Raw genomic sequence first — 24,765 nt, 5'->3', positions numbered from 1 at the left:
GAAAGGAATCCTCCCGATGTTCGCTCTACTCGGGCGCATTGCCGTCAATCACCCGTGGAAGGTGATCGCCCTCTGGGTCATCGCCACCATCGCGGTGGTGGGGCTGGCGCCGAAGCTCACCGCGACCACCGACCAATCCTCGTTCCTGCCTTCGCATTACGAGTCCATTCAGGCGATGGAACTGCAACAGCGGGCATTTCCCGACGATGTGACACCCGCGGCGCTGATCGTGGTGGAACGCGCCGACGGCGCCGCGCTCAGTGCGGACGACGCGGCGCGCGTCACCACGGTGGCGACCGACCTGAGCAGTCGCAATATCAAGGGCGTCACCGGAATTCAGGCGACTCCCCCGGCGGCGAACCGCTCGATCCAGGTCATCGCGGTGCAGATGACCAAGACCACCGACCCGAGCGACAAGACCCAGACCGACGCCGTGAAGGAGCTGCGCGACGCACTGCACGGGCAGGTGTCGGGCACCGAGCTGAAGGCCGGAATCACCGGCACCGCGGCGCAGACCCTGGATCAGACCGAATCCGGCAACAAGGGCATGGCCATCATCGGCATCGCCACCGTCGTACTGATCCTGGTGCTGATGCTCGTCATCTTCCGCAGCCCGGTGATCGCGCTGCTGCCGGTCATCACCATCGGCGCCATCTCGAGCACCGTCGGCGGCCTGATCGCCATCGTCGCCCACGCCTTCGGCCTGAAGGTGGACAGCTCGGTCAACTCGCTGCTGACCGTCGTATTGTTCGGCGTCGGAACCGATTACATCCTGTTCCTGATGTTCCGCTACCGGGAGCGACTGCGCGCCGGTGAGGATCCCAAGACCGCCATGATCAGCGCGGTCACCCGGGTCGGCGAAGCCATCACCTCCGCCGCGGGTGCGGTGATCATCGCCTTCCTCGCACTGACCCTGTCCTCGCTCGGCATGTTCCGCGCGCTGGGCCCGGCGCTGGCCATCGCCGTCGCGGTCGCCATGCTGGCGGGGCTGACCCTGGTCCCGGCCATCGTCTCCAAGCTGGGCACCAAGGTGTTCTGGCCGTCCAAGGCCTGGCAGCAGGAGCCGAAGGGCACGGTGTTCGCCGCACTCGGCCGCGGTCTGGGACGCCGGCCGGGCGTCTTCGCCGCCGCCGCGGGCGCGGTGCTGGTGGCCCTGGGTGTGGCCGCCTTCGGCTTCCACCCGACCTTCGACATGAGCTCCGCATCCACCTCCGATACGACCGAATCCACCGTCTACAGCAAGGAACTGCTCAAGGGCATGCCGGCGGGCGCCACCCAGCCGTCGCTGGTCTACCTGCACTCGGACGCTGCCCTGACCGGCGCCCAGCTCGACTCCTATCGGACCGCGCTGACCGCCACGCCCGGCGTCGGGCAGGTGGGCGCGCCGCGGGTCTCCGCCGACGGTTCGATCGCCGAATTCCAGGTGACCCTCACCTCCGAGCCGACCTCCGATGCCGCACTGGCCACGGTCCGCGGGCCGCTGCGGGACAGCGCGCACGCGGCGGCGCCGGCCGGGAGCAGCGCCTACGTCGGCGGCATGTCCTCGGTGCTGGTCGACTTCAAGGCCGCGATGAACCACGACTACAAGATCGTGTTCCCGGTGGCGGCCATCCTCATCGCCCTGGTGCTCGCACTGTTGCTGCGCAGCGTCGTCGCACCCTGGTACCTGATGGGCGCGGTCGGCCTCGGCTTCGCCGCCACCCTGGGCGCGGCGGTGCTGGTATTCCAGCGGGCCCAAGGCAATTCGGGCCTGATCTTCTCGCTGCCGATCATCATGTACATGTTCGTCATCGCCCTGGGCACCGACTACAACATCCTCATGGTGGCCCGGCTGCGCGAAGAGGCCGCCGAGGGCCGGGATCCGCGGACCGCGGCGGCGCTGAGCCTGCGCCACACCGGTCCCACCATCGCGGCGGCCGGCGTCATCCTGGCCGGTACCTTCGCCTCGATGATGCTGGCGGGCAATTCGATGCTGGCGCAGATGGGCTTCGCCATCTCCTTCGGCATCGCTCTGTCGGCCTTCGTCATGGCCATGTTCTTCACCCCCGCGGTGACCGCCCTGCTCGGCCGCAAGGCCTGGTGGCCGGGCCGGATCGGCGCCCGGCGGGATGTCATGGCCGAGCTGGACGACCAATCCGATTGGCAGGCAACGCAGAACAGCTACATCCGCTGATCCCGGACTCCTTGGATGCCTGACCGCACGCGGTCAGGCATCCATCTTTTTCAGGGCCTTCTGGACGGTGAGGTAGGTGCGGGTGGTCATGTCCTTGCCCCAGGCCTTCTCGATGGTGGCCATGAAGCCGGTGGTGCTGGGGTCGGTGTTGTCGATGACGGTGAGCAGTGCGGCGGCGGGCTTGTCGTAGCGGACGACGCGGACCGGGGAATCCTCGGGGAAGTCGGGGATGGACTTCGGGTGCTCACGGACGAAGGTGACCGTCAGATAGGTTTCGCGGCCGTGGGTGAGGCCCGCGAAGGGATCGGAGTCGACCAGCGCCTGGAGTTGGGCGCGGCTGCGGATCAGGGTGCCGCCGGGGATGCCCAGTTCGGCGGTCAAGGCCTGCTGGATCTTCGATTCCAGGGCGGGCACGTTCGTGTCGTCGGACCGGAAGACGACATTGCCGCTGGCCAGCAAGGTGCTCACTCTTGCGAACCCGAGACCCTCGAATACACCGCGCAGTTTCTCGCCGCGCATGTTGGGGTTGGTCGGCATGATCCCGCGCAGGAAGGCGGCGTACTGGTGCATGGCCGTGAACCTACCTGCGCGGGGTGACAGCGTCAGGACGCGGCGATGCCGCTCTTCTTGCGTTCGATGTCGGCGAGCGCCGCCATGTGGGCGGCACGGGCCTCGGCAGCGGCGTCCCAGGTGTCCTTGCGGTTCTTGACCGCCCGGGCGGGAGCGCCGACGCAGATGGAGTAGTCGGGGTAGTCGCCCTTGACGACGGCGTGCGCGCCCAGCACGCAGCCGCGGCCGACCCGGGTGGAGCGCAGCACGGTGACCTTCGCGGCGATCCAGGTGTCGGGGCCGATGCGCACCGGGGACTTCACGATGCCCTGGTCCTTGATGGGCAGGTTGATGTCGTCGGTGACATGGTCGAAGTCGCAGATGTAGCACCAGTCGGCGACCAGGGTGGATTCGCCGATCTCGATATCGAGGTAGGTGTTGACGACATTGTCCTTGCCGAACACCACCTTGTCGCCGATGCGCAGTGAACCCTCATGGCAGCGAATGGCATTACCGTCGCCGATGTGCACCCAGCGGCCGATCTCCAGCCGGCCCAGTTCCGGGGTGGCGTGGATTTCGACCCTGCGGCCCAGGAAGACCATGCCGCGCAAGACCACGTGCGGATTGGACATCTTGAACTTGAACAGCCGGTAGTAGCGCACCAGATACCAGGGCGTGTAGGCGCGATTGGCGAGAACCCACTTGAGGGACGCAGGGGTGAGGAAACGCGCCTGCTCCGGATCACGGCGGCGCGACCCCCGCCAACGCGAGCGCAACGGTGCGCCCCACATGCTCGTCACGAACTACTCCCTGTGTTCACCGGTCGTTTCAACGAGGGTATCCGCCCCCTTCACAGGGCGTGAAAGTAGGCTGTGCTCCGGCTGTAGCGGCCCGGCGAGAAACTAAAGACTTCCGTACTGGCAGAAGGGACACCAGCAGGTGCGAAACGGCAGGCGGCGGACCGGACGTGAACGACGCACCCGCACCGGGGCGAAGGTGCTGGCCCTGGCGAGCGCCGGGCTGTTCACGCTGACCGCGTGCGCGTACGGCAGCACCAAGGTCGACGATATCGGCGTGGGCCCGGGCAAGGGGTGGCCGCTGGCCTTCCGCGACGCGCACAACAGCGGGTCGAGTCCAGTCACCGGGTCGCGGAAGCTGGCGCTGAATTGGTCTCGGCCCGTGGGCGGTCCGGTCGCGCAGCCGGTGACCATCGGCGGCGACGGGCAGCTGTACGTCACCACCCGCGCCAATGCCTGCAGTATTGTCTCGTTCCAGATGCCGACCGGGCGCAAGCGGTTCTGCAATCCGATGGGTCCCAGCGCTGTCGACGGCGGCTCCGCGGTGGACGGCGTCGGCAACGTGTACGTCGGCGACGACGGCGCGGTGAACTCCTTCAACAATCTCGGGCAGCCGCGCTGGCGCACCCAGGCAGCCGGGACACCGGTGTCGGTGCAGTTCACCGGTGACGGAAATGTCCTGTCGGTGACCCAGTCCGGGCAGGTGGACGTGCTCAGCCGGCAGACCGGCGATCGGCAGGTGTCCACCTTCCAGCTGCTCGGCGAGCCCGACTTCCTGACCAACCCGTCGCTGATCCGACCGCCCGACCGGCAGGGCCTGGAGGACTGCGCGACCGGCGGGCCACAGTGCCCGATCGCGAATGTGTCTGCGGTGGACCAGAAGTCGGGGCGCTTCTACGCGACGGTGTGGAAGCCGGGCGACAAGGCGGCCGCACTGATCGCACTCACCTACGGCGGCAAGGACGTTCACGTCGACTGGACCGCGCAGCTGCTCGAACAGGGCAGCGCCACCAGCCCGGCGCTGTCGGCCGACGGGTCCACGGTGTACGTCGGCGACAACACCAACCGGCTGATGGCCGTGGACGCCGCCACCGGGCACACCAAATGGGTGCAGGATCTGGGTTTCCCGGCGCGCGGCGGCATCTCGGTGGCCGACGGACTGCTGGTCCCCGCCGGCGACGAGGGGCATCTGGTCGCGCTGCGCGATCGGGGGAGCAGCGCCGAGATCGCCTGGGAGCGTAAGGATCTGGAGCTGCGCGGGCGGCCGGTGCAGACGGCCGGCGGGACCGGGTACACGGTCGCGCCGATCGGCGACAAACTGACGCTGGTCACCTTCGACACGAAGACCGGCGCCACGGTGCAGTCGAACGAGCTGCCCGGCGCGGAGGGCACGACCGTGGCCACCGCCGTGGGCGATCAGGGCGAGGTCGTGGTGACCACCCGCATCGGCGAGCTGTTCGTCTTCAAACCCGAGAAGTGACACCGCGTAAACCCGAGAAGTGACACCGTGTCCGGCTTGACCCTGACGCTGGGTCAACCCTCCATCCTGGTGCCAGGAGCCTCCCGGAACGACCGGAACAGCTCCGGGATGGAGAAGAACGATGACAACGGCCGAAACGGCCCACGCCCCGGCCATCCGGGTGCGGGGTCTCGAGAAGTCGTACGGACAGCTCGAAGTGCTGCGGGGCGTGGACTTCGACGTGGAGCGGGGCAGCATCTTCGCGCTGCTCGGCTCCAACGGGTCGGGCAAGACCACGACCGTGCGGATCCTGGCCACGCTACTGAAGGCCGACGCGGGAACCGTCGACGTCAACGGTTTCGACGTCGCCACCCAACCGGCCGAAGTGCGCGAATCCTTCAGCCTCACCGGGCAGTTCGCGGCCGTCGACGAGATCCTCAGCGGGCGGGAGAATCTCGTGCTCGTCGCCCGGCTGCGCCATCTCGCGCAACCCGGCGCGATCGCGGATGACCTGCTCGCGCGTTTCTCGCTGACCGACGCCGGCGGGCGGAAGGTGTCCACCTATTCGGGCGGGATGCGCCGCCGCCTGGATATCGCCATGAGCCTCATCGGGAATCCGCCGGTGATCTTCCTGGACGAGCCGACGACCGGACTCGATCCGGAGGCGCGCCTCGAGGTGTGGCAGACGATCGAGGAGCTCGCCGGCCACGGCACGACGGTACTGCTCACCACCCAATACCTCGACGAGGCCGAACAATTGGCCGACCGGATCGCGATCCTGCACCGGGGCCGGATCATCGCGAACGGCACGCTCGGCGAACTCGAGCGACTGCTCCCGCCCGCCACCGTCGAGTACGTCGAGAAGCGGCCGACACTCGAGCAGATCTTCCTCGCGATCATCGGCGACGACGCCGAGACCGACGTCGCCGGCGCGAACTCCATCGCTGACACGAACCGTTAGGAAAGACGATGCCCTCCTACTTCTTCGGCGACACCGCCGCACTCACGGGCCGGACCCTGCGGCATGTCACCCGCAGCCCCGATACCATCATCACCACCGCGATCGTGCCGATCGCCATGATGCTGCTTTTCGTCTATGTGTTCGGCGGCGCGATCAACACGGGCTCGGAAAAATACGTGGACTACATGCTGCCCGGCATCCTGCTCATCACGATCGCATCGGGCATCTCCTACACCGCGTTCCGGCTGTTCATGGACATCAAGAGCGGGATCTTCGAGCGCTTCCAGTCGATGCCGATCGCCCGGTCGGGCGTGCTGTGGGCGCATGTGCTGACATCGCTGATCGCCAACCTGATCTCGCTCGTGATCGTGGTGGGCGTGGCGCTGCTCATGGGGTTCCGCTCGGGCGCCGGAGTGGCGGCGTGGCTCGCGGTCGCCGGGATTCTGATCCTGTTCACCCTGGCGTTGACCTGGCTCGCGGTGATCCCCGGCCTGTCGGCGGGGTCGGTCGAGGGGGCGGGCGCGTTCTCCTACCCGCTCATCTTCCTGCCGTTCGTGAGCTCGGCGTTCGTGCCCACCGCGGGTATGCCCGGGCCGGTGCGCTGGTTCGCCGAGCACCAGCCGGTGACGTCGATCGTGAATACGATCCGCGCTCTGTTCGCCCAGCAGCCGGTCGGCGACAGTGCCTGGACGGCGCTCGCCTGGTGCGCCGGAATCCTGGTCGTGGCCTATGGATTCGCGATGATCACCTACCGCCGGAAGATCGCCTGAGGCAGGCTGAAGCCATGCTCACCATCAGCAGGCTGGCCGCCTACGCGGGGGTGACGGTGCGGGCGGTCCGCCACTACCACCGCATCGGGCTGCTGCCGGAGCCGGAGCGTGACCATTCCGGCTACCGGACCTACGACGCGGCCGCGGTGGTGCGGCTGATCCGGATCCACACCCTCGCCGCCGCGGGGGTGCCGCTGGCGCGCGTGCAGGAACTACTCGACGCCGACCCGGAGGAGTTCACCGAAGGCGTCCGGGCGATCGACAAGGAGTTACGCGCCGAGATCCGGCGGTTGCAAGGGACTCGGCAGCGGCTGGCCAAGCTGGCCGCCGGGGAGCAGCTGGCATTGCCGCAGAGCGTGGTCGATTACCTCGATCGGCTGCGGGGCCTGGGGGTCGAGGAACGGTATATCGAGCTGGAGCGGGACGGGTGGATCATGATCGCCGCTCAGGTACCCGATCTGATCGACGCCGTGATCGCCAGGAAGCACGAGGAGCTGAACAACCCCGACATGGTGCGGCTCTACCAGCTGCTGAGTGGCGCGCTCGACTGGACGGTCGAGGACCCGCGGATCGTCGATGTCGCGGACATCCTGGAGCGCTTGATGATTCACGCGACGACGACCGGCGGGGGCGGCGGCCGATTCAGCGACCTGATGGACGATCATTTCGTCGACCTGCTGGACACGACCATGCTCGAGACCTCACCGGTCGCCGGACGGCTCATGGCGATCCTGGCGGAGCGGGGCTGGAAGGGCTGGACCCGGGTCGAGCGGGTGCCGCCGCACCCGTGACCGGCGCCGGCTACCGCAATGTCAGGGCGAACGCGTCGACGTTAGCCGAGACGCGCTTCAGCAGATCGAGCAGCGTGCGGTAATCGTCGGCGCTGAGGCCCTCGGTCGCCGCCGTACGTTGAATCCCGATGCGCTCCAGCAGTTTCGCGTGCGCGCCGATGCCCTCGACGGTGAGGGCGTAGGTACCCGCGGCATCGCGTACGACCCAGCCGCGGTCGAGCAGTGTGCCGACATATGGTGCGGCCGTGGGGTCCTGGGCGTTCAGGAACGGCGAGAGGGCCACATCGAGCCCGCTCGCGTCGAGTGCGCCACCGGAGAGGGTGTGCATGATCTGCCAGTGGCGGCGCAGCAGGCCCTCGGTGGCGAGCAGGGCGGCGAAGTTCTCTTCGAGTGTCTTGTCGATGTGCTTGAACCAGTAGCCGATCGGCTTCGGGGTGTCGGTCATGGCATTCTCCAATTAGTTGTCACATTACATATACATGTACTTTAGCAAGTAACTGTACGATGGCAAGGGTGAAGGACAACGACCCCGCGATCGTCGCCATCGAGCGCGCCATGGTGACCATCCGGCGCAGCCAGACCCGGCGTGCGCTCAATAGATTCGCGGCCCGCGAGGGCGGACCGGCCGTCGATCCGACCCTCTTCGGCGTGCTCGATGCGGTTGAGGCGCGCGAGGGGGAGGCCACCGTCACCGACATCGCGACCGCGCTGGGCGTGGATCAGCCCCGCGCCAGCCGCCTGGTCGCGCGCGCGGTCACCGAGGGCCTGCTGGAACGCCGTGCCGACCAGCACGACGCGCGCCGCATCCACCTGCACCTGACGCCCGCCGCGCAGACCGCACTGAACCGCGCCCACGCCAATCGCCAGGCCGTCTTCGCCGAGGCGACCGCGGCGTGGGGCGATCGTGACCGCACCGAATTCGCCCGGCTACTCACCAGATTCGTCGCCGACTTCGGCGCCGTCAGGGACCGTTAGCGATCAGTCCGGCCGCACCGAATCGAGCAGGGTGGCCGCACGCTCGAGCATGGACATGAGCGCCTCGCGCTCGGCATCGGTGAACTCCGCGGCCAGCGCGCGTTCGACCGGGACCGCCCGCTTGTCGGCGGCATGCATGACGGCGCGGCCCTCCTCGGTGAGCCGGGTCTCGAGCACATTGCGGTGCCAGGCGTGCGGTGTGCGCTCGATGAGGCCGCGCTCGCGCAGATTGGTGAGCACCGTGTTCATGGTGGGCGGCGTGACGCCGCAGCGCCGGGCCAGCTCGGCCGCCGAAATGCCCGGGTTCTCACTGAGCACGTAGAGGGCCGCGTACTGCGGAATCGTCACGCCCGCGGGTTTGAGGGCGGCGTTCTTCGCACCCATCAGCGCCTGTTCGGCGCGCTTGATGAAGGTCCCCAGGCGTTCTTCGACCGGCATCGACGTCACCCCGGCATGATAGCTCATGCAGTTATTCGAGCCTTGACGATCATTAGAGTTCTAATCTATCTTCGCTCTCGCACTCAGATGTCATCTCTGTCCACCGGGATCGAAAGGCACGAACCATGTCCCACCCGATTCGCCGCTGGGCCGCACCCGCGGTGACGGCGGCGCTGCTGCTGGCATTGGCGGCGTGCAGCACCGGCGACGCGGCGACGCCGGGCGCCGCGCCCGACCACGACACCCCGGTGCCCGACCGCATCACCACCGCGTACGACCTGCCCGAGCGCGCGTATCCGGAGAGCATCACCGTCGATCCGCGCACCGGCGACGTGTACGCGAGCTCATTCCTCACCGGCGCGATCTACCGGGCCACGCCGGGCACGACCGCGGCCGAGACCTTCCTGGCCGCGGGCGCCGACGGACGCCGCACCGCCAACGGCGTGAAGGTCGATGCCGCCGGGCGGCTCTGGGTGATCGACCACACCGAGGGAATCACGGTGTACGACACCGGGACTCGCGCCCTGCTCGCCCGCTTCGACGTCCCGGCCGCCGGGCAGCCGTTCGTCAATGATCTCGCCATCACCCCGGACGGCAGCGTCTACGTCACCGACAGCGTGCGGAACGTGGTCTACCACATCGGACCGGACCAGCTCGCCGACGCGCTCGCGCACGACGGGCACGGCGGCGAACTGCGGGTCTACCTCGACCTCGGCGCGGCCAAGGACCCGGCCGCGCGGAATCCCATGACCCTCAACGGCATTGCCGCCGACGACGCGGGCCGGTATCTGATCGTGGTCGACATGACCAACGGCGACCTCTACCGGGTCCCGACCGGACCGCGGCCGACCGTGCAACGGATCGTGCGCACCGGCGGCGACGCGCTCGACGGCGACGGCCTCGAACTACGCGGCGACACCCTGTGGGTGGTGCACAACAAGGGGAACGCCGTGTCCCGCTGGCGGCTCGGCGACGACGGCGCGAAAGCCGAACTGCAGCACCGCGTCACCGACCCCGCGCTCGACATCCCCACCTCGATCGTGCACACCGGCGGCCACGCACTGGTCACGGTTTCCCAGTTCGACAAGAACGGCCCCTACGGCGACGGCGTCCCCGCCGGCTTCCGCATCGTCGAGATCTCCCAACTCTGAAGGAGCACACCGTGACCCACCCCGTCATTCCCGAGAAGTACACCGACCTGCTGACCCGCCCGCTGTTCGCGCACCTGGCCACCCTGAATCCGGACGGCACCCCGCAGGTCACTCCGGTCTGGCAGATCTGGGACGGTGAGTTCCTGCGCTTCACCACGACCACCACTCGCGCCAAGCACCGCAATACGTCTCGAGACCCGCACGTGGCGGTGAGCATCAACGATCCCGAGGCTCCCTACCGCTACCTCGAGGTGCGCGGCGTCATCGAGCGCATCGACGCCGACCCCGAGGGCGAGTTCTTCGACGTCCTGGCGCAGCGGTACGGCCTGGCCTACGACAAGCCGGTCCGCGACCATCCGCACCGCGTTGTCCTCGTCATGCGGCCAACGCACGTCAGCCATCAGGGCTGACACAGCGCGAGCTACCGGGGCGGGGACGCCGCGTCAGGGCGTGGCGCAGAGGAAAACCGTTGCCGCCCTGCCGATCCGGGTGACGACCAGCGTATGTGGCCGGGAGCCTCGCGGTTTGAGCCGGGCACGGAGCGCATCCGGGTCGATATCGACGCCACGCGCGAGGATCTCCAGCGGACCGCAGTCGCGACGATGCAACTCGGCCCGTAGCGCCTTCTCCCGGAATTCCATGCGGTCGAGCACCCGGAACCCCCGCACACCCTCCGGAACATGGTCACCGGTTACGTAGGCAATGCGCGGATCCAGCTGCCACAGTCCGTGTTTCGCGGCGTAGTGCCGCACCAGCCCCGCACGGACGACCGCCCCGTCCGGGTCGATGATCCACTCCCCCGGCTCACGCTCGGGGATATCGTCCGGGTCGGCATCGGTGAGTGTCCAGGGCGCGGCAGTGGACGAGAGCACGGTCGCACGGCGGGTCACACCCGGCTCCGCCAAACCCGGTGACCACAGGCAGGCTTCCCGCACCGCCCCGTCGAGCGAGACGACTTCGATCTCCCCCGCCCACCCGAGCTTGTCGAAATCCAGTCCGGGAGCACACTTCACGGCCAGCTCCCGTCCGGTATACGCCGCCAGCAGATCCGGCAGCGGCGGCTGCAGCTTCGCCGGATCATGCGTCCGCCGCCCATCCGCCCGCCGCGCCGGATCCGCGATCACGACCTCGGCGGTACTGCACGGCACCAGCGCATCCGCCTTGACCAGCACCACATTTCGCGCCGCCGCCCCGGTGAGCGCCGCAGTGGATACGCTGCCGATCGTCGACGAGGTGCCACGTCCCTGCCCAGCCATGCTGGCATCCCCGTGGTGGATCGCATCGCCGTCCGAGCGGGAATTCACCAGCGGCACACCGAGATTGTGCCGAGCCATCGCGAGACGTACGTCGTCGAGGTCGCTGCCGATCACGGCGGGGCAGACCTCGGCCAGGGCGGCCAATTCCGCGCCGATGGAGCAGGTGACATCGTGGACCGTGCGACCGGCCAAGCGCTGTGCGCGGTGGCGAGCTACGGCCGACGGGGTGGCCTGCTGTAGGGCGTCGTCGGTGAAGAACCACTCCCCTGCGCCGTCGAGTTTGGCTGTCGCACGGCGGCGCAGGCGGACCGTTTCCACGAGGGCGGGGGCGTGGTCGCCGTGGTCACGGCGGAGGCGCTCCAGGTCCTTCAGAAGCGAGGCGGGGGTGAGCGCGAAATCGCCTACCTCGGCCAGGGCGGCCGCGCCGGCCGGACTGGCGAGGTAGGCGATATCAGCGCGAGAGAAGGCGTAGCCCACGGGGATTCGTGGACCGGCCTACTTGGCGGAGGCGGCGGGCTTCACGCCGGTGATCATGGCGTTGTAGAAGAACTGGCGGGGCACCACATGGCGCAGCACCTTCTCGTCGAGGGCCGAGAACGCCAGCCACGCCTTGTACTGGGCCATGCGGTAGCGCCAGGTCAGCTTCTCGTCCGGGACGGCGGCCTCGAAGGTGCGCACCGGCCAGCCCCACAGGGCGGCGGCGAATTCCTCGGTCTTGGCCTGCACCTCGACGGCGCCGGCGCTGCGGGCCATGCGCTCGAGGTCGGACGGGTCGAAGGTGTGCAGGTCGACGACGGCCTCGAGGGCGGCGGCGCGGGAGGACTCGTCGAGCTCCTCCTGCGGGCGACGCCAGTCGCTGAGGAACGGCAGCTTGGTGATCTCGGTGGTGATCTTCCAGGTGACCTGGCCCAGCTTGCGGGCGTAGAGGTTGCCGATGGTGGTCGGCTCACCCGCGAACACGAACCGGCCGCCCGGCTTCAGCACGCGCAGGCACTCCTTGAGCGCCAGCTCCACATCCGGGATGTGGTGCAGCACGGCGTGGCCCACGACGAGGTCGAAGGTGTCGTCCTCGTAGGGGATGGTCTCGGCGTCGGCGACCCGGCCGTCCACGTCCAGGCCCAGGTGCTGGCCGTTGCGGGTGGCGACCTTGACCATGCCGGGGGACAGATCGGTGACCGAGCCGCGCTTGGCGACGCCCGCCTGCATCAGGTTCAGCAGGAAGAAGCCGGTGCCGCAGCCGAGTTCGAGCGCCCGGTCGTAGGGCAGCTCGGCGCTCGGGGCGACGGCGTCGAAGCGGCCGCGCGCGTACTCGATGCAGCGTTCGTCGTAGGAGATGGACCACTTGTCGTCGTAGGTCTCGGCTTCCCAGTCGTGATACAGGACCTGGGCGAGCTTGTTGTCGCTATACGCGGCCTGGACCTCCGCCTCGGTGGCGTGCGGGTTCGGCGCGGGGTCTTCAGGACCAACTGTCATGCAGGGCAGCCTAATGAATACCCCGGTGAACGGTGTTATCGGGCTGCTTAACGGCCAGTGAACCGGGTCGCATCCGGACCGTCGACCGAATAAGAACGTGTTCCAACCTGCTGATCTTCGGTGCCGAACAGATCCGCCCACTCACGACGCGCCCGATCGTGGCCGTGCGTGCCCGCCTCGAACACCCGCTTGGCCGCAGCCAGGGCCGCGCGCGGACCGTCGGTGAACTGCTTCGCCCAGCGCAGAGCGGCGGCGAACACATCGTCGGGCGCGACCACCTCGTCGACCAGCCCGAGCGCCGCGGCCTCGTCAGGATCCACGAACCGGCCGCTGAACACCAGATCCTTGGCGTGCGAGGGGCCGATCAGCAGGCTCAACCGGCGGATACCGGCGAGCGGGATCAGCCCGGCCTTGATCTGCGGCAGGCCCAGTTTCACGTTGTCGCCGATGATGCGGCGGTCCGCGGCCAGGGCCAGCTCCAGCCCAGCGCCGAGGGCGTATCCGCTGATGGCGGCCACGGTCGGCTGCGGCAGCCGGGCCAGGCAGCCCAGCGCCGACTGGAAGTCGCCGGCCAGGGCCTGCGCCTGCTCGGGGGTGAGCCGGGCCAGTTCGGCCAGTTCGTCACCGGCGGAGAACACCCGCTCGTCGCCGTAGACCACCACGGCCGCGATCGATGCGTCGGCCGCGATCTCCTCGGCGGCCGCCGCCACCTCCAGCGCCACCTGGAGATCGATCAGATTCATCGGCGGGCGTGCGATGCGGAGCACGGCGACATGCTCCGCCGCACCCCGGTCCACGGTCACGAATTCGGCCACAGCCGATCACCCTACTTCGGACCCCGGGCACCGGGACGCCCCGCCCGGGCGAGCACTACTCGGCGCGCTGCGAACCGCGGATACGCGAATTGTCGGGCAGCTCGGCGAAGTAGCGGTCGGCGTGCGGGAACGCCAGCGCCGGACCGCCGCCCGACGGGTCGTACACCGGCATGATCGGGGTGATGTCCCGGCCGGCCGCGAGAATCTCGGCGGTAGAGGCGAATTCGTTCAGCGCCGTGAGCTGGGTCCAGGTCGGCGGCAGCAGCACGTCCACGCCCTCGCGCCAGCGGCCGATGGCCTCGGCGGGGGTGCACCAGGCGACCACCTCGGCCTCGGAGGTGGCCCCGTCGGCGAGCTGACCCTCCGGCAGCACCGCGACGAAGAAGCGGGTGTCGTAGCGGCGCGGCTCGATCACCGGGGTGATCCAGTTGTCCCACGGGCGCAGCAGGTCGGCGCGCAGCACCAGGTTCTCGCGGGTGAGGAATTCGGCGAAGGACAGGTCGCGGCGTTCCAGCTGACCGCGCGCTTCGGCGTAGACCGCGGTGTCGCTGACGACGCTGTCGGCGGTCGGTCCCGCCAGCAGCACCCCGCACTCCTCGAAGGTCTCGCGCACCGCCGCGCAGACCAGCGCCTGGGCCCGGCCGGCGTCGATGCCGAATCGCTCGGCCCACCAGGCGGGTTCGGGTCCGGCCCAGTCCAGTGCGATGGACGCGTCGGACGGGTCGACGCCGCCGCCGGGGAAGACGGTCATGCCGGCCGCGAAGGCCATGCCACCCACTCGACGCTGCAGGAACACCTCGGGCCCGTGCGCACCATCGCGCACCAGCATGACCGTGGACGCGTCCTTGACGGGCGCGGCCGCGGGCTGGGATTCGGACTGGGCCATTGCTTCGCTCACCTTTCGCACCATAACCGTTGCCCCGGCTAAGCGATACCACGCGCTGCGGGTTCGCTGGTCACTCGGTCACACGGACTGATCCGGTGCGGGTTTCGATGACGGCCCGACCGGCGTCATCGCGCCGGGTCCAGGTGCCTTCCACCTTGCCGGTCCGATAGTCCTGCACCTGGCTGATCACCGCGCCGGTGTCGTCGGTCCAGGTAACCAGGGAGATGCCGGCCGCAATGGACGCGACCGCGACCGGCGTGTTCGACCGGCGTCCGGTGTCGGCGGCGATATAGGTCAGGGTGCGCCCGTCCGCCGAGAAGACGATGGTTCCGCCCGCGCCGCTGTCATAGCTGAGCTGCACCATTCTACCGTTCAGGTCCGACGGGACCGTGGCCCGGCCCAGGGTCTCCGCGGCATGCGAATTCGAAACCCGCTGGGCGGCCGGTGGATCGGCCACACAGCCGGTGGCGACGACCGCGACGGCCAGGATCGTGACGGCGCCGATGCTCCGGCCCACAGCCAGCTCCCTCCATCCGTGGCAGTTGCGGATAGTTTGCCCGGCGGTGGCGGCGGATGCAATCGCAGCGCGCCGCGGTTCGCGAGACAGGTTGCGGGAGGCAGCTTTCAGCGGTTGCGGTGCCGCCCGAAGCGCTGGCTGCGGCGCGCGAAGTAGCGCCCCTCGATACGGTCCAGCTGAATCGACTGGCGGAACGCGTCACTCAGGTTCTCGGAGGTCAGCACATCGGTGAGCAGACCCTGCGCGACCACACTGCCCTCATTGAGGAGCATGCCATGGGTGAAGCCCGGCGGAATCTCCTCCACGTGGTGGGTGACCAGCACGGTGGCGGGCGCGTCCGGATCGGCCGCCAGATCGCCGAGCCGCTCGACCAGCTCCTCACGCCCGCCCAGATCCAGTCCGGCGGCCGGTTCGTCGAGCAGCAGCAGTTCCGGATCGGTCATGAGCGCCCGGGCGATGAGCACCCGCTTGCGCTCCCCCTCCGACAGCGTCCCGTAGGCGCGATCGGAAAGGTGTTCCGCGCCCAGGCTTTCCAGAATGTCGACGGCCCGGTCGGTGTCCATGTCGTCGTAGCTCTCCCGCCAGCGGCCCATTACCGCGTAGCCGGCCGAGACCACCAGGTCGGCGACCTTCTCGTCGAGCGGCACCCGGCTGGCAATGGCGGCCGAGGACAGGCCGATGCGCGGGCGTAGCTCATTGATGTCGACCCGGCCCAGGGTCTCGCCGAGCAGGTTGGCGACCCCGGAGGTGGGGTGCATCTCGGCGGCGGCCATGCGCAGCAGCGAGGTCTTGCCGGCGCCGTTGGGGCCGAGCACGACCCAGCGCTCGTCCAGTTCCACCTGCCAGGTGACCGGACCGACCAGGGTATGTCCGGAACGTCGGACGGTGACGGCGCTGAAATCGATGAGCAGATCGGGATCCGGTTGCGGCACGAGGTCCATCTTGGCCCACCGCCCTGGACGCTCGTCAACGTGGTGGGAAAACTCGGTGCGTGTCCTCTCCGGAATTGCGATGGCGATAAGCGATTTCGTGTGCGCCATCATCGAATTCCGATGGTTCGCGCTCCGGGTCCGCCAACCCGCGGTCCCGCGCATCCGCCCGGGTGGACCGGAACATGCGCGCCAGAATGAGTGCCGCCGGGACCGAGAGCGCCGCCCACACGATGAGAACAACCAGCAGTGTTGTCATTTCGGTGGTTTCCTTTCGAGGAAACGTGAATCGATCCTTGCCGACCCGTCCCGGGAAGTCGATATGCACTGCCCATATAGGTCAGTGCGCCGACCATCCGGTTTCGCTAGTGCGACATCCGCACTACGCCACCGCGATCACGGTCGTCGACCCCGGTGCCACCTCGGTGAAACCGGCATCGCGCACCGCCACCGCGCTGCCCTCGGCCACCCGCCCCTGCAACTCCGCCCAGAGGCCCGGATCGGCCTCCGCGACGGTGCACCGGAATCCCTGTGCGGCCCACGCATACGCCCGCTGCACCGGCAGAGCGCCTGCCAGCAACATACTGGCATGCCCCACCTGTGCCGCGGCCTTCCCCACAGTCATACCCAGTTCCGCGTTCACCCATAGCACCGGATATTCCGGATCGATTGCGATCTTCTCCTCGACGGGCAGCTCGGTGCCGCTGATCTGGAGGCGCCGGATGCGCGGATCCACCTCGCCGACCGGTCCCGGCACCAGCGCCCGCGCCTGCGCACCCGCGAAATCGACTGTGACACCGTCGACTTCCTGCGCCGCCAGCCACTGCGCCCCGCGCCCCCGCCGCGCCACCTTGCGAATACGCGAGCGTTTCCAGGTCAGATAGCGCTCCTCCCACTCCCCATCGGGCCCGACCCGCTCGTCGAGGCACAGCGCCACCACCGCCGAGGCGGCGGCTGCCAGAAGTGCGCTGCGCGCCGGTGGATCGTTCTTCGGAATGTGCAGCACCATCTGCATGGCCTGCACGAGTGCCGGGTCCGCCGGATCGCCTCCGCCGCCATACCCCCGGGCCAATTCCGCGTGCCTGGCCACGAAACCGGCATCGATGGTGGATCCGACGCTCGACACAACCACTCCTACACAACTGTTCGGGCTAATGAACCGTCAGGTTCAGGGTGAAGCCCTTGGCCGGCTCCACACCCTGTTCCCAGGCTCGCTTGTATTCCAGGCTCAATCGGGTGGAACCCGCCGCGACCGCTACGAAATTCGACACCGATTTACCGCCGACACCGACCTTGCCGTCCGGATTCGGGTCCTGTTCGTATTCCGGCGAGCCGTTCTGCTTCACGACCTTCTGATCCAGACTGCCCAGCATCCAGGCGTATCCGGTGGTCGGGTTCGCCTCGAGGGTGACGATCAGCCCCTGACCGACCGCGAGACTCACGTCCTTGCCGTCGGAGTCGGCGCCGACCCGCACCGGCTCGTGCTCGGACGAGGCCGAATTGCCGCAGCCGGCCAGCGCCAGCGCGGCCATCACCACTGCCAGCGGCATACGTACGCGCACGGACTCTCCTTCGATCGTGACCGGACTCCCCGACCACGGTACCGAGAGCGGAGCTGCGAGTGCCGCAACCGAATTGGATGCGTTGCGGGTCTCAGCCGAGCGCCTCAGCGCGGCAGCGGCACCCGGCGGATACCGCCGTCGCGGGCATCGGCCGCCTCGACCTCGTCGCGGGTGACGCCCAGGATGAACAGCACCGCGTCCAGGAACGGATGCGACAGCGCCGCGTCGGCGACCTCGCGAAGCGCGGGCTTGGCATTGAACGCGATGCCCAGCCCGGCGGCATTGAGCATGTCGATGTCATTGGCGCCGTCGCCGACCGCGACGGTCTGATCCATGGCCACCCCGGTCTCGGCCGCGAATCGGCGCAGCGCAACGGCTTTCGCCTCCCGGTCCACGATCTCCCCGACCACCGCGCCGGTCAGCTTGCCGTCGCGGATCTCGAGGGTGTTGGCCTGTACGAAGTCCAGTTCCAGCTCGTGCGCCAGCGGCTCGATGACCTGACGGAAGCCGCCGGACACCACGCCGCAGCGGAACCCCAGGCGGCGCAGGGTGCGAATGGTGGTGCGGGCGCCGGGGGTGAGTTCGATCCGCTCGGCGACCTCGTCGATGACCGAGGCGTCCAGCCCGGCCAGCGTCGCCACCCGCTGACGCAGGGATTCGGAGAAGTCGATCTCGCCGCGCATGGCCGCCTCGGTGACCTTGCGGACCTCCTCCTCGACACCGGCGTGCGCGGCCAGCATCTCGATGACCTCGCCCTGGATCAGGGTGGAGTCCACGTCGAACACGATGAGCCGCTTGGCCCGTCGTGCCAGGCCCGCCTTCTCGACGGCGACGTCCACGCTCTCCTTGGCGGCGACCGTGGCCAGCGCGGTGCGCAGCTCGGTCTCGGCGTCCGCGTCGGCGGTGGGGACGGTGACCATGAGTTCCAGGCCGGTGACCGGATAGTCGGCGATGCCGCGAATGGAGTCGATGTTCACCCGCTGCGCGGCCAGCTTGCGCGCGATGGCGCTGAAGGCCCGGGCGGTGACCGGCGAACCCAGCACCACGACCGCGTGGGTCGACAGCTTGGCGCCCGACACGGCGCTCGCTCCGATCTCCACATCGACATCCATGCCGATGGAGGCCATGGCGTCCTCGAGCTGATCCTGCAGCGCTTCGGGATCGGTGGGACACGACACCAGCACGCCCAGGGTGAGGCGACCGCGAATCACGACCTGCTCCACATCCAGCAGACTGACCGCGCTATTGGCCAGGGCGGCCAGCAGTACCGATGTGACGCCCGGCTTGTCGGGTCCGGTGACCGTGACCAGAACCGTCGTGTCAGACGCGCTCAATCGATAACTCCGTTCCATGCGACTGCCTGTCCCGCCCGGCATGCGGCGGCAGCTCATTCTGTCAGGTCGGCGCGAACGGGACCGCGCCGACCGCCGCCGACGGTGGCGGGCATCACGCCACCCGAGGTCAGCGACCGGGCCACCGGAGGTCAGGGCGACCGCCGACCGAGAGTCGATGCGTCAGCGACCGAGCAGGCGCGCGGCGCCCGAACACATTTCGGTCAGTACGTCGGCGACCGGGCGCACCGCGGTGACCAGGCCGACGCCCTGGCCCGCGTCGACCGGGGCGATACGCGGGTCGTCGGCAGCATTCCCGGCGGTCAGCTCGGACCGCGCGGCGGTGTCACCGGCCAGCTCGCCCAGGTGGTCGTGCCAGCGCGCGGTGAAGTCGTTGCGCAGCACCCGGGCCGGAAAGCGCTGTGGCCAGGGCAGTTCCATGCCGACGTCGAAGGTCCGGGTCACGATGGTGTCGGTGTCCTCGGCCGCGAGCAGGGCCTGCCGGCCGCCCGGCGACAGCAGCGATTCGGCGCAGGCGGCCAGGGCGGTCCCCAGCCACACTCCCGAGGCTCCTGCCGCCAGCATCGCGGCGACCCCACGCGCCGAACCGATTCCACCGGCGGCCAGCACCGGACCCGGCACCGCGTCGAGCACGGCCTCCAGCAGCGGCAGCGTCGCCAGTTCGGGAGCGCCGTGCCCACCACCCTCCAGACCGCGTGCCACCAGGACATCGATGCCGGCATCGCGCGCACGCCGGGCCTCGTCGACGGTGTAAACCTGTGTCGCCGTGCGGATTCCGGCGGCGCGAGCCCGGTCGGCCCACGACAGGTCGGACCCGAAGCTCACCGACAGCAGCGCGGGTGCGGCCGCGAGGGCGAGCTCGAACAGCCCGGGACGGGCGGCCACCACCCAATCCACCAGACCGATCCCGACCGGACCGGCAGCGTCGGCGACGTGCGGCAGTTCCCGCTCGAGGGCCTCCACCGACCCCGCACTCCCCATCCCGATCATGCCCAGGCCACCCGCCGCCGCGACCGCGGCCGCCAGCCTGCCACCGGCAACCCCGCCCATCGGCGCGTTCACCACCGGCAGCCGCAGCCCCAGCGCACGCGACCACTCGGTGGACAGTCCCGTTTCCGACATCGCTCCCGGATCCTCCATCGGCCAATAGCAACACATCGATCATGGCGCTGGACCGTCGCACCGACCTCGACGCGGGAGGGCCGGATCGTCGGCAGGCGCAGAATGCGCAGCACCGCCGCCACCGACACCGCGGTCGCGACCGGCACGAAACTGCGTGGCCGCCACTCGAACAGCAGTAGCCCGACCGCCAGCAAGGGTGCCGCGAACGGCGTGTCGAAGGTGGCGGTCCGAGGTCGGGTCGGCCCTCCCTCCCCGAAAACAACGCGGCACCCGTCGTCAGACAGGTGCCGCGTTGGTGTTCAGGTGTCGAGACTAGCCGGAAACCTTCTCCAGCTCCTTGACGGTGTGGGACTTGGAGCCCCAGCCGACATGGGCCTCGGCGCGCATGCGCTCGACCATGTGCGGGTAGTGCAGCTCGAACGCGGGACGCTCGGAGCGGATGCGCGGCAGCTCGTAGAAGTTGTGCCGCGGCGGCGGGCAGGAGGTCGCCCACTCGAGGGAGTTGCCGTAGCCCCACGGGTCGTCCACGGTCACGACCTCGCCGTAGCGGTAGGACTTGAAGACGTTCCAGATGAACGGCAGCATCGACGAACCCAGGATGAAGGCACCGATCGTGGAGATGGTGTTCAGGGTGGTGAAGCCGTCCGAGGGCAGGTAGTCGGCGTAGCGACGCGGCATACCCATGTTGCCCAGCCAGTGCTGCACCAGGAACGTGGTGTGGAAGCCGACGAAGGTGGCCCAGAAGTGCCACTTGCCCAAGCGCTCGTCCATCATGCGGCCGGTCATCTTCGGGAACCAGAAGTAGATGCCCGCGAAGGTGGCGAACACGATGGTGCCGAAGAGCACGTAGTGGAAGTGCGCGACCACGAAGTAGGTGTCGGACACGTGGAAGTCCAGCGGCGGCGAGGCCAGGATGACACCCGACAGACCACCGAAGAGGAAGGTCACCAGGAAGCCGACCGACCAGAGCATCGGGGTCTCGAAGGTGAGCTGACCGCGCCACATGGTGCCGATCCAGTTGAAGAACTTCACACCGGTCGGGACCGCGATGAGGAAGGTCATGAACGAGAAGTACGGCAGCAGCACGGCACCGGTGGCGTACATGTGGTGCGCCCACACCGCGATCGACAGCGCCGCGATACCCAGCGTCGCGTAGACCAGGGTGGTGTATCCGAAGATCGGCTTACGGCTGAAGACCGGGAAGATCTCCGACACGATGCCGAAGAACGGCAGCGCGATGATGTACACCTCGGGGTGGCCGAAGTACCAGAACAGGTGCTGGTAGAGCAGCACGCCGCCGTTGGCCGGGTCGTAGATGTGGCCGCCCAGGTGGCGGTCGTAGGCCAGGCCGAACAGGGCCGCGGTGAGCAGCGGGAAGGCCAGCAGCACCAGCACCGAGGTGACGGCGATGTTCCAGGTGAAGATCGGCATCCGGAACATGGTCATACCCGGGCAGCGCAGGCAGACCACGGTGGTGAGCATGTTGACGGCACCGAGGATGGTGCCCAGACCGGAGACGGCCAGACCCAGGATCCACAGGTCGCCGCCGACGCCCGGGGAGTGGACGATGTCCGACAGCGGGGCGTAGGCGGTCCAGCCGAAGTCGGCCGCGCCACCGGGGGTGATGAAGCCGGCGGTCGCCATGGTGCCGCCGAACAGGTACAGCCAGTAGCTGAACGCGTTCAGACGCGGGAAGGCGACGTCAGGGGCGCCGATCTGCAGCGGCAGGATGATGTTGGCGAAGCCGAACACGATCGCGGTCGCGTAGAAGAGCAGCATGATCGTGCCATGCATGGTGAACAGCTGGTTGAACTGCTCCGGCGACAGGAACTGCATGCCCGGGCGGGCCAGCTCGGCGCGCATGAGCAGCGCCATGATGCCGCCGACCATGAAGAAGGACATGGCCGTCACCAGGTACATGACGCCGAGAACCTTCGGGTCCGTCGTGGTGACCATCTTGTAGATGAACGATCCCTTCGGACCCGTCCTTTGAGGATAGGGCCGAGCCGCCTCCACAAGGCTGGCCGGCCGCGGTTCTACGGCAGTCACGAAACCTCCACAGGTATGCCATCGTTCGTACGCTGCTTCCGGCGTCCGGTTCGGCACATGACGAACGACGGTGGCTTGCGCTGTGACAGATCGTAAACGGTGTTCCGACAGCGCTCGCTCCGGGTCCTACTCTGTGTCGTATTCGGCGGTGCCGATGTCGTACTCCGTGGCGGTGCTGATGTCGTACTCCGTGGCGGTGCCGATGTCGTACTCCGTGGCGGCGCCGGTGTCGTAATTGGGAGTCGCCGGGCACGGCTGTAGGCTGCCCCGCATGCCGGTGCGCGAGTCCGCTTCCACCCGAAACACGTTCGCCTCCACCTTCTCCCCGCTGGTCACGCCCCATTGGCGATCCTTGCGGCATTTGCGCAGTGTGGGATTGGTCTCGGTGGCCACGCTGCTGACGGTGGGTCTTGTCGCGGGATGCGGCAAGACCGATGACAACGCCGCCTCGATCGTGCGCACCACCACGAATATCGCGGGTGCGGGCGTGGTCGGGATCGAGCGCGACACCTCCAAGGCGTGCCCGCTGCCGTCCAGTCCGGACTCGGCCGCGGGCACGAAGACCGTCGCCCATGCCGCGGGCACCTCCGAGGTGCCGGCCGACCCCAAGCGCATCGTGGTGCTCTCCACGTCCGCCCTGGACGCCACCTGCGCGCTGGGGCTGTGGGAGCGCGTGGTCGGCGCGACCACGCTGGCCGGTCCCGCGCCGCAGCCCGGTTACCTGGGCACCGGCGTCGTCGATATCCCCTCGGTAGGCCTGGCGGGCAACCCGGATCCGGCGAAGATCGCGGAGTTGAAGCCGGATCTGATCATCGGCCCGGCCTCCGACAGCTCGCACTACGACGCCCTGAAGGGCATCGCCCCGACGGTGCTGGTCGGTGCGGAGAACGGCTGGCAGGCCACCTTCACCGGTTTCGCGGAGGCCATGGACCGCAAGACCGCCGGGGTCAAGGCGCTCGACGACTACCGCACGGCCGCCAGGGACGCGGGGCTCGCCGCCAATGCCGCCCTCACCCAGGCATCGGTGATCCGCTTCGAGCCCAATGTCATTCAGGTGCAGGGCGGCAACAGCTTCGCCGCGCAGGTGCTGGGCGACGCGGGCGTACAGCGGCCGCAGCCGCAGCGCGGGGACTCCTTCGACGTGACCAGTCTGAGCAGCCAGGACGCCCGCAACCGGATCGAGGGCGACCTCATCTTCCTCATGTTCGACGGCAAGGACGGCCTCGACTACGGCAAGTCGATCATGAAGGGCGACAACTGGAAACAGCTCGCCGCGGTGAGCGACCGCCGCGAGTTCGCCGTCGACGACACCATCTGGCACGGCAGCGGCATCACCGCCGCCCGGGCCCTGCTCGACGACGTCCGCAACAACCTCAACGGATACGTCACGGACTGAGCTCCCCCGCCTCGCTCCCCCGCCTCCCCGGACCTTCAGCGCGCGGCCGAGAGCCGTCAACGGTTGGGCACGCGTGCCGCGGTTGGTGAGCGAACCGATTCTGGCCGTACCCGACGAGTTACCCCGACCGTTGCGAAATCAGTTGCTGCGGTTGGCAAACGGGCCCCGAGCGAATCTTTGCTCGGGGCCGTTTGCTATGTCTGCCTGCGGGGAACACCCGTGATCACGAAAAGTTCACGATCTCGCTGGTGAACTTCACGGTCGGTGCTCGGCCGGGTGGCGACTTCCCCGCGTCATCGGGGTCGAGCGCCGCGACCCGTCAGAACTCCCAGTCCTCGTCCTCTGTGTTGACGGCCTTGCCGATGACGTAGCTGGAGCCGGAGCCGGAGAAGAAGTCGTGGTTCTCGTCGGCGTTGGGCGAGAGGGCCGAGAGGATGGCCGGATTGACGTCGCACTCGTCCTTGGGGAACAGGCCCTCGTAGCCGAGGTTCATCAGGGCCTTGTTGGCGTTGTAGCGCAGGAACTTCTTGACGTCCTCGGTGAGGCCGACCTCGTCGTAGAGGTCCTGGGTGTACTCGACCTCGTTCTCGTACAGCTCGAACAGCAGCTCGAAGGTGTAGGCCTTGAGCTCCTCGCGCTCGGCCTCGGAGACCAGTTCGAGGCCCTTCTGGTACTTGTAGCCGATGTAGTAGCCGTGCACGGCCTCGTCGCGAATGATCAGGCGGATCATGTCGGCGGTGTTGGTGAGCTTGGCCCGCGAGGACCAGTGCATGGGCAGGTAGAAGCCGGAGTAGAAGAGGAACGACTCCAGCAGGGTGGAGGCGACCTTGCGCTTGAGCGGGTCCTCGCCGTTGTAGTACTCCAGCACGATCTCGGCCTTGCGCTGCAGGTTCCGGTTCTCCTCGGACCAGCGGAAGGCCTCGTCGATCTCGCGGGTGGAGCACAGCGTGGAGAAGATGGAGCTGTAGCTCTTGGCGTGCACCGACTCCATGAAGGCGATATTGGTGAGCACCGCCTCCTCGTGCGGGGTCAGCGCATCCGGGATGAGGCTGACCGCGCCGACCGTGCCCTGGATGGTGTCGAGCAGGGTGAGGCCGGTGAAGACCCGCATGGTGAGTTGCTTCTCGTTGGCGGTCAACGTGTTCCAGGACGGGATGTCATTGGAGACCGGGACCTTTTCCGGCAACCAGAAGTTGCCGGTGAGCCGATCCCAGACCTCGGCATCCTTCTCGTCCTGCACGCGGTTCCAGTTGATCGCCGTCACCCGATCGATCAGTTTCACGCCCGCTCACACACCCTTCTCAGCTCACCGGACCCTGCGGAATTCCCTTACCCTGAACACTA

The 24,765-nt window shown here is 68.3% G+C and carries 27 protein-coding genes; 9 read left to right on the top strand and 18 right to left on the bottom strand.

Translation table 11 applies throughout. The features are described 5' to 3' along the window. Positions 1 to 16: 16 nt before the first annotated feature. Positions 17 to 2,173 carry an MMPL family transporter gene (locus AB0L60_RS15425; protein ID WP_364613289.1) on the top strand — a complete coding sequence of 719 codons (2,157 nt, stop codon included), beginning with the start codon at positions 17 to 19 and terminating at the stop codon, positions 2,171 to 2,173. A gap of 33 nt (positions 2,174 to 2,206) precedes the next feature. Here AB0L60_RS15425 and AB0L60_RS15420 read toward each other — a convergent pair whose 3' ends face one another. Next, positions 2,207 to 2,743 carry a DUF1697 domain-containing protein gene (locus AB0L60_RS15420; RefSeq protein ID WP_364613286.1) on the bottom strand — a complete coding sequence of 179 codons (537 nt, stop codon included), beginning with the start codon at positions 2,741 to 2,743 and terminating at the stop codon, positions 2,207 to 2,209. A gap of 32 nt (positions 2,744 to 2,775) precedes the next feature. Continuing rightward, the gene (locus tag AB0L60_RS15415; RefSeq protein ID WP_364613283.1) at positions 2,776 to 3,522 is read right to left on the bottom strand and encodes an acyltransferase; all 747 of its coding nucleotides are present in this window, start codon (positions 3,520 to 3,522) and stop codon (positions 2,776 to 2,778) included. Between the two features lie 139 nt (positions 3,523 to 3,661). Here AB0L60_RS15415 and AB0L60_RS15410 point away from each other — a divergent pair, with 139 nt between their 5' ends. The 4 genes from AB0L60_RS15410 (at position 3,662) to AB0L60_RS15395 (ending at position 7,500) form a co-directional block, all read left to right on the top strand. Then, the gene (locus tag AB0L60_RS15410) at positions 3,662 to 4,999 is read left to right on the top strand and encodes a PQQ-binding-like beta-propeller repeat protein (protein WP_364613280.1); all 1,338 of its coding nucleotides are present in this window, start codon (positions 3,662 to 3,664) and stop codon (positions 4,997 to 4,999) included. Positions 5,000 to 5,120: 121 nt separating this feature from the next. Further along, complete coding sequence (locus AB0L60_RS15405) at positions 5,121 to 5,939, top strand: ATP-binding cassette domain-containing protein (protein WP_364613277.1); 819 nt, start codon at positions 5,121 to 5,123, stop codon at positions 5,937 to 5,939. Positions 5,940 to 5,947: 8 nt separating this feature from the next. Next, positions 5,948 to 6,709 (top strand): ABC transporter permease, encoded by a 762-nt coding sequence (locus AB0L60_RS15400; protein ID WP_364613274.1) that lies wholly within the window; start codon positions 5,948 to 5,950, stop codon positions 6,707 to 6,709. A gap of 14 nt (positions 6,710 to 6,723) precedes the next feature. Further along, complete coding sequence (locus tag AB0L60_RS15395) at positions 6,724 to 7,500, top strand: MerR family transcriptional regulator (RefSeq protein WP_364613271.1); 777 nt, start codon at positions 6,724 to 6,726, stop codon at positions 7,498 to 7,500. A 10-nt stretch (positions 7,501 to 7,510) separates the two neighbouring features. Here AB0L60_RS15395 and AB0L60_RS15390 read toward each other — a convergent pair whose 3' ends face one another. After that, positions 7,511 to 7,945: a hypothetical protein gene (locus AB0L60_RS15390; protein WP_364613268.1), complete on the bottom strand. Its 435-nt coding sequence runs from the start codon at positions 7,943 to 7,945 to the stop codon at positions 7,511 to 7,513. Between the two features lie 68 nt (positions 7,946 to 8,013). Between AB0L60_RS15390 and AB0L60_RS15385 the strand changes: the two genes are divergently transcribed. Beyond that, entirely contained in the window at positions 8,014 to 8,475 is a 462-nt protein-coding gene (locus tag AB0L60_RS15385; RefSeq protein WP_364613265.1) for a MarR family winged helix-turn-helix transcriptional regulator, read from the top strand. Positions 8,476 to 8,478: 3 nt separating this feature from the next. Here AB0L60_RS15385 and AB0L60_RS15380 read toward each other — a convergent pair whose 3' ends face one another. After that, positions 8,479 to 8,940 carry a MarR family transcriptional regulator gene (locus AB0L60_RS15380; protein WP_364613262.1) on the bottom strand — a complete coding sequence of 154 codons (462 nt, stop codon included), beginning with the start codon at positions 8,938 to 8,940 and terminating at the stop codon, positions 8,479 to 8,481. A 98-nt stretch (positions 8,941 to 9,038) separates the two neighbouring features. Between AB0L60_RS15380 and AB0L60_RS15375 the strand changes: the two genes are divergently transcribed. Then, entirely contained in the window at positions 9,039 to 10,064 is a 1,026-nt protein-coding gene (locus AB0L60_RS15375) for an SMP-30/gluconolactonase/LRE family protein (protein WP_364613259.1), read from the top strand. Between the two features lie 11 nt (positions 10,065 to 10,075). After that, a complete protein-coding gene (locus AB0L60_RS15370) occupies positions 10,076 to 10,474 on the top strand; it encodes a PPOX class F420-dependent oxidoreductase (RefSeq protein ID WP_364613256.1) in 399 nt (132 codons plus the stop codon). A 33-nt stretch (positions 10,475 to 10,507) separates the two neighbouring features. Here AB0L60_RS15370 and AB0L60_RS15365 read toward each other — a convergent pair whose 3' ends face one another. The 13 genes from AB0L60_RS15365 to AB0L60_RS15305 all read right to left on the bottom strand — a co-directional run bounded on the left by AB0L60_RS15365 (position 10,508) and on the right by AB0L60_RS15305 (position 22,418). Further along, the gene (locus tag AB0L60_RS15365; protein ID WP_364613253.1) at positions 10,508 to 11,797 is read right to left on the bottom strand and encodes a class I SAM-dependent methyltransferase; all 1,290 of its coding nucleotides are present in this window, start codon (positions 11,795 to 11,797) and stop codon (positions 10,508 to 10,510) included. An 18-nt stretch (positions 11,798 to 11,815) separates the two neighbouring features. After that, positions 11,816 to 12,793, bottom strand: coding sequence for a class I SAM-dependent methyltransferase (locus AB0L60_RS15360; RefSeq protein ID WP_364613250.1), 978 nt, complete (start codon positions 12,791 to 12,793; stop codon positions 11,816 to 11,818). Between the two features lie 47 nt (positions 12,794 to 12,840). Continuing rightward, complete coding sequence (locus AB0L60_RS15355; protein WP_364613247.1) at positions 12,841 to 13,608, bottom strand: enoyl-CoA hydratase-related protein; 768 nt, start codon at positions 13,606 to 13,608, stop codon at positions 12,841 to 12,843. 55 nt (positions 13,609 to 13,663) lie between these two features. Then, entirely contained in the window at positions 13,664 to 14,494 is an 831-nt protein-coding gene (locus AB0L60_RS15350) for an NUDIX hydrolase (RefSeq protein ID WP_364613976.1), read from the bottom strand. A 70-nt stretch (positions 14,495 to 14,564) separates the two neighbouring features. Beyond that, entirely contained in the window at positions 14,565 to 15,011 is a 447-nt protein-coding gene (locus AB0L60_RS15345; protein ID WP_364613244.1) for a hypothetical protein, read from the bottom strand. A 107-nt stretch (positions 15,012 to 15,118) separates the two neighbouring features. After that, a complete protein-coding gene (locus AB0L60_RS15340) occupies positions 15,119 to 15,952 on the bottom strand; it encodes an ABC transporter ATP-binding protein (RefSeq protein ID WP_364613241.1) in 834 nt (277 codons plus the stop codon). A gap of 25 nt (positions 15,953 to 15,977) precedes the next feature. Further along, positions 15,978 to 16,268 carry a hypothetical protein gene (locus tag AB0L60_RS15335; RefSeq protein ID WP_364613238.1) on the bottom strand — a complete coding sequence of 97 codons (291 nt, stop codon included), beginning with the start codon at positions 16,266 to 16,268 and terminating at the stop codon, positions 15,978 to 15,980. Positions 16,269 to 16,322: 54 nt separating this feature from the next. Beyond that, complete coding sequence (locus tag AB0L60_RS15330; protein ID WP_364613235.1) at positions 16,323 to 17,066, bottom strand: peptidyl-tRNA hydrolase; 744 nt, start codon at positions 17,064 to 17,066, stop codon at positions 16,323 to 16,325. Positions 17,067 to 17,091: 25 nt separating this feature from the next. Next, entirely contained in the window at positions 17,092 to 17,502 is a 411-nt protein-coding gene (locus AB0L60_RS15325) for a protease inhibitor I42 family protein (protein ID WP_364613232.1), read from the bottom strand. 104 nt (positions 17,503 to 17,606) lie between these two features. After that, positions 17,607 to 18,836, bottom strand: a complete 1,230-nt coding sequence (gene serB / locus AB0L60_RS15320; protein ID WP_354835124.1) for a phosphoserine phosphatase SerB — start codon at positions 18,834 to 18,836, stop codon at positions 17,607 to 17,609. 180 nt (positions 18,837 to 19,016) lie between these two features. After that, positions 19,017 to 19,976 (bottom strand): nitronate monooxygenase, encoded by a 960-nt coding sequence (locus AB0L60_RS15315; RefSeq protein ID WP_364613228.1) that lies wholly within the window; start codon positions 19,974 to 19,976, stop codon positions 19,017 to 19,019. A gap of 312 nt (positions 19,977 to 20,288) precedes the next feature. Next, positions 20,289 to 22,025 (bottom strand): cytochrome c oxidase subunit I, encoded by a 1,737-nt coding sequence (gene ctaD, locus AB0L60_RS15310; RefSeq protein WP_364613225.1) that lies wholly within the window; start codon positions 22,023 to 22,025, stop codon positions 20,289 to 20,291. A gap of 126 nt (positions 22,026 to 22,151) precedes the next feature. Beyond that, positions 22,152 to 22,418: a hypothetical protein gene (locus AB0L60_RS15305; RefSeq protein ID WP_364613222.1), complete on the bottom strand. Its 267-nt coding sequence runs from the start codon at positions 22,416 to 22,418 to the stop codon at positions 22,152 to 22,154. Between AB0L60_RS15305 and AB0L60_RS15300 the strand changes: the two genes are divergently transcribed. Next, a complete protein-coding gene (locus AB0L60_RS15300; RefSeq protein ID WP_364613219.1) occupies positions 22,411 to 23,421 on the top strand; it encodes an ABC transporter substrate-binding protein in 1,011 nt (336 codons plus the stop codon). The two genes, AB0L60_RS15305 and AB0L60_RS15300, sit on opposite strands and share 8 nt — an antisense overlap. 319 nt (positions 23,422 to 23,740) lie before the next feature. Here AB0L60_RS15300 and nrdF read toward each other — a convergent pair whose 3' ends face one another. Further along, positions 23,741 to 24,703, bottom strand: a complete 963-nt coding sequence (gene nrdF / locus AB0L60_RS15295) for a class 1b ribonucleoside-diphosphate reductase subunit beta (RefSeq protein WP_354835114.1) — start codon at positions 24,701 to 24,703, stop codon at positions 23,741 to 23,743. Between the last annotated feature and the right edge of the window lie 62 nt (positions 24,704 to 24,765).

The organism is Nocardia sp. NPDC051981, from assembly GCF_040680715.1.
GTDB lineage: Bacteria > Actinomycetota > Actinomycetes > Mycobacteriales > Mycobacteriaceae > Nocardia.
Note: the sequence above shows the minus strand (reverse complement) of the source record. Positions and strands in the feature narration are given on the sequence as shown.

Bases quoted from the DNA above. Each gene is read 5' to 3' on its own strand.
- AB0L60_RS15425 (WP_364613289.1), top strand. From the start codon at position 17: ATGTTCGCTCTACTCGGGCGCATTGCCGTCAATCACCCGTGGAAGGTG.
- AB0L60_RS15420 (WP_364613286.1), bottom strand. From the start codon at position 2,743: ATGCACCAGTACGCCGCCTTCCTGCGCGGGATCATGCCGACCAACCCC.
- AB0L60_RS15405 (WP_364613277.1), top strand. From the start codon at position 5,121: ATGACAACGGCCGAAACGGCCCACGCCCCGGCCATCCGGGTGCGGGGT.
- AB0L60_RS15400 (WP_364613274.1), top strand. From the start codon at position 5,948: ATGCCCTCCTACTTCTTCGGCGACACCGCCGCACTCACGGGCCGGACC.
- AB0L60_RS15395 (WP_364613271.1), top strand. From the start codon at position 6,724: ATGCTCACCATCAGCAGGCTGGCCGCCTACGCGGGGGTGACGGTGCGG.
- AB0L60_RS15390 (WP_364613268.1), bottom strand. From the start codon at position 7,945: ATGACCGACACCCCGAAGCCGATCGGCTACTGGTTCAAGCACATCGAC.
- AB0L60_RS15380 (WP_364613262.1), bottom strand. From the start codon at position 8,940: ATGAGCTATCATGCCGGGGTGACGTCGATGCCGGTCGAAGAACGCCTG.
- AB0L60_RS15375 (WP_364613259.1), top strand. From the start codon at position 9,039: ATGTCCCACCCGATTCGCCGCTGGGCCGCACCCGCGGTGACGGCGGCG.
- AB0L60_RS15360 (WP_364613250.1), bottom strand. From the start codon at position 12,793: ATGACAGTTGGTCCTGAAGACCCCGCGCCGAACCCGCACGCCACCGAG.
- AB0L60_RS15350 (WP_364613976.1), bottom strand. From the start codon at position 14,494: ATGGCCCAGTCCGAATCCCAGCCCGCGGCCGCGCCCGTCAAGGACGCG.
- AB0L60_RS15340 (WP_364613241.1), bottom strand. From the start codon at position 15,952: ATGGACCTCGTGCCGCAACCGGATCCCGATCTGCTCATCGATTTCAGC.
- AB0L60_RS15315 (WP_364613228.1), bottom strand. From the start codon at position 19,976: ATGTCGGAAACGGGACTGTCCACCGAGTGGTCGCGTGCGCTGGGGCTG.